Origin of the sequence: Streptomyces sp. NPDC059832 (assembly GCF_042731715.1) — a bacterium.
In the GTDB taxonomy this organism is placed as follows: Bacteria; Actinomycetota; Actinomycetes; order Streptomycetales; family Streptomycetaceae; genus Streptomyces.
The window spans coordinates 6,835-10,003 of the sequence record NZ_JBHWIY010000076.1 but is presented as its reverse complement, the minus strand read 5'-3'; the positions used below and the strand labels follow the sequence as shown (position 1 = coordinate 10,003).

Sequence of the window (3,169 nt, the reverse complement as noted above, 5' to 3'; positions counted from 1 at the left end):
AGATGGTCCCACTGGCGCAGACGCCACCAAGCCATCGCCCAACGATGCCACTACCTGAAAAGAGCCAGCTCAGGACACCAAATCTGACTGGAGTATTAGGCGACAAGGTGTATGCCGTCTCACATGAGCCAGACTCCTTGCAATCGAACACCGAGGTAACGCTCCGCGATCGCTCCGCTGAGTAGGCCCGGAGCGCGGTGCCGGGATTGCTCCCGGTCCGTTTCTCCGGACCTCTCGCCCAACCCGCCGTGCGCCTCTCAGCGCAACGGGCTCTCCACGGTCTCTGCCGTCAGACGGGGTTCGCAGGGTGCCATGGGTTGGGGATCGTGCTGGCCCGGTATCGGTAACGGCTGACCGTGACCGATGCGATCCGGAACAGTTCGATCCCGTCTGCCGCGATCGGTAGCCACCGCCCGGTGGGGGTGGTGAACCGGCGGCGGACGTCGCCCCAACTCCATGTGCCGGCCGCTCCGGCCCGGATGGTCACTGCCCGCGCCGACGAGCACCAGGAGCAGGCGTCCGGCGGCGCCGGGACGTTCAGCTGGAATCCGGCCGCCTGGCTTTGTTCACGAGTCCTGGCAGCAGATGTGCCGGCGGTCCATCCCGCGGCTTCAGCCCGGTGGGTTCCAGCAGCGCGAGCACTCGTCGTCGTCACACCGGCCGGTCGGATGCGGCTGCTGCCAGGCTCCCTGGCGGATGTTCTCGACCAGGGCGGTGAGGTCTTCGGCCCGCATGGGGCCGTAGCGGTCGTCCGAGAGGGTCAGTACGGCCCTGCTGATGACTGCGACGTCTTCGGCGTCGGCCCCGAAGACGCCAAGGAGCTGCCCGTCGGGGCGGGTGACGCTGATCAGCGCGGCGGTGGGCCACACCGTGCTGCCCGAGGACCGTTCGTTCGCGTCGTACAAGGCCAGGGCGGTGGCCAGGGTGTCGGCGCCCCCAGCGCCCGGCTCGGGCTCGTTGACGGCAGTCCAGCGGCCGTACGGCGACGGCGGGGGAGAAGTAGTCATGACCGGCATCCTGGTCCGCGCCCGCACCGTTCGCCCCGCATCCGACGGGCGCCACCCGCACGAGCGACCCCGGATCACGGACATCACCCGCTGAATGGCGGCCCGCCGCTACACCCAGTAGGGGATCGCTTTCGTGGGATTTTATCTCATGGCAGGTAATGCTGTTTCAGGTTCGAGAGTTCTGATGCGGTCGGTGAGGGTGCGGGCCAGTTGGTTGCCGGTCGGTATGGCGCGGGGTGTGCAGCACCCAGCCTGCCTGTGGCGTCAGCCGGTACTGGGTGCTGGACGTGCGGCTGACGTGGTCGTCGCGCAGGTGGTCCGGATGCAGCTTTATGGGCGGCTGTCTGTGTCGTGTTGCCAGGTCACGCCGAGGGCGGTGCCGCTGTAGAGGGTGCGTGGGGTCTGGGAGGAGCCGGGTGGTTGCTGGCCGAGGGCGTCGAGGATGCCGGTGAGCCGGGCCGGTTCGGGGGGCAGCTTGGCCGGGTCGGGAGTCAGCGGGGCGCCGATGCCGGCAGACTTGGACAGGTTGTCGGCGCCGTCGCATGGCTTTGCCCACCTGAAGAACTGGCGGATCCTCGCCAAGCTCCGCACCGACCCCGCCCGCGCCACTCAGCTCCTGCGCGCTCTGCTCGTCTTGACCAACCTCGAAGTCAACCGCTGAGACAACACCGCATGGAGATTCCCGGCGGTTGTGCACGGGGTGAGCCTTGACCGCGTCAGGTGATCGTCTGCCAGGCCCGCCCCTGGGTTCTTCCGGATGCGACGCCACCCTCGGTAGCCGTTCCGCCCTCTGGCCAAGAACCCCGAGCGCGTCTTTGACTTGTTGGAACACGGCAACGGTCAAGTGAAGGGACATGGACGTGCGCGCACGGGGCATCAACTACGACACCGGGTTTCTCCCAGGGGAAGAACTCTCCCGCAAGAGCTTCACCCCTGAGACGGTCCGGCACGACATGGCAGTGATCTCCGGGGATCTTCACTGCGACGCCGTTCGTATCTCCGGACGAGAGCCTGAACGGTTGAGCATCGCTGCCCGGCACGCTGCAGACGCGGGCCTTGAGGTCTGGTTCGCCCCCTTTCCCGTGGACCTTCCCCGCGACCAGTTGCTCCCGTTCTTCGCCGACTGCGCTGCTCGGGCCGAAGCCATACGGGAGGCTGGCGCCGATGTGGTGTTCGTCGCCGGCTGCGAGGTCAGCGCCTTCTGCGGCGGTTTCCTCCCAGGCGACACCTACGGCGACCGCCTGCGGGCCATGGCCAGCGCCGACATGGAGTGGTGGTCCTCCCTCGGACCGGTGCAAGAACGCCTCAACGACTTCCTCTCCCAGATCGCCGTGACCGTCCGTACGCACTTCGGCGGGCAGGTCACCTATGCCTCGGCCCCCTGGGAGTTCGTCGACTGGGGTGCCTTCGACCTCGTCGGCATCGATGCCTACCGGGCTTCCGACAACGCCGACAGCTTCCGGGACGAGCTGCGTGGGCACCTCGCCCACGGCAAGCCCGTCGCGGTGACCGAGTACGGAACCTGCGCGTACCAGGGCGCGGGAGAACGTGGCGGCATGGCCTGGCAGGTGCCGCACGGCGCGGTCCCGGACGAGGACGAGCAGGCGCGCTACCTCACCGAATTGCTGGACATCTTCGAGGAGGAAGGCGTGGACACCGCGCTTTGGTTCACCTTCGCCGGTTACAGCAGGCCCGGGGAGCAAGACCTTGGCTCCTACGGCGTCGTCCGGATGCTCGACGAGATGCGCTGGGAGCCGAAGAAGGTATTCCACACATGGCAGCCAGATACCAACGCAGCTGAAGTACCCAGATCTCCAGCCCCTGGCAGCACCCGCTCTACGGCCCCCGATCATCCGTCAGGCCGGGGTGCGGTTGACAGACGATCTACTGCTCAGACTGCCGCTCACGACCAGCATGAGCACTGCGAACGACCGTCACACCAGCCCTTTGACCTGCGCCTTCAAGTTGGCGGAGGCCCAGTGCCCGGCATCCCGTGGCCCTCCGCCTTCATGCCTCATGGCGGTGGGGGGGGGGGGGGGGGGGGGGCGGCCCCCACCCCCCCCCCCCCCCCCCTCCCCCCCCCCCCCCCCCCCCCCCCCCCCCCTCCCCTCCCCCCCCCCCCCCCCCCCCCCCCCCCCCCCCCCTCCCCCCCCCCCCCCCCC

3 protein-coding genes and 1 pseudogene are annotated in these 3,169 nt (G+C 68.6%); 1 reads left to right on the top strand and 3 read right to left on the bottom strand.

Features of this window, described 5'->3' with window-relative positions:
* Window positions 1-611 precede the first annotated feature (611 nt).
* Window positions 612-1,007, bottom strand: a complete 396-nt coding sequence (locus ACFV8T_RS44785) for a hypothetical protein (RefSeq protein WP_383079417.1) — start codon at window positions 1,005-1,007, stop codon at window positions 612-614.
* A 330-nt stretch (window positions 1,008-1,337) separates the two neighbouring features.
* On the bottom strand, window positions 1,338-1,589 hold the full coding sequence (locus tag ACFV8T_RS44780) for a hypothetical protein (protein ID WP_385339482.1): 252 nt from the start codon (window positions 1,587-1,589) through the stop codon (window positions 1,338-1,340).
* Between ACFV8T_RS44780 and ACFV8T_RS44775 the strand changes: the two are divergent.
* Window positions 1,549-1,668, top strand: a pseudogene (locus ACFV8T_RS44775) (IS5/IS1182 family transposase); the annotation flags it as partial. The gene ACFV8T_RS44780 and the pseudogene ACFV8T_RS44775 overlap by 41 nt on opposite strands.
* Window positions 1,669-1,723: 55 nt before the next feature.
* On the opposite strand, the gene ACFV8T_RS44770 reads toward ACFV8T_RS44775, so the two are convergent.
* Window positions 1,724-2,779 (bottom strand): hypothetical protein, encoded by a 1,056-nt coding sequence (locus ACFV8T_RS44770; RefSeq protein WP_385339480.1) that lies wholly within the window; start codon window positions 2,777-2,779, stop codon window positions 1,724-1,726.
* Window positions 2,780-3,169 lie beyond the last annotated feature (390 nt).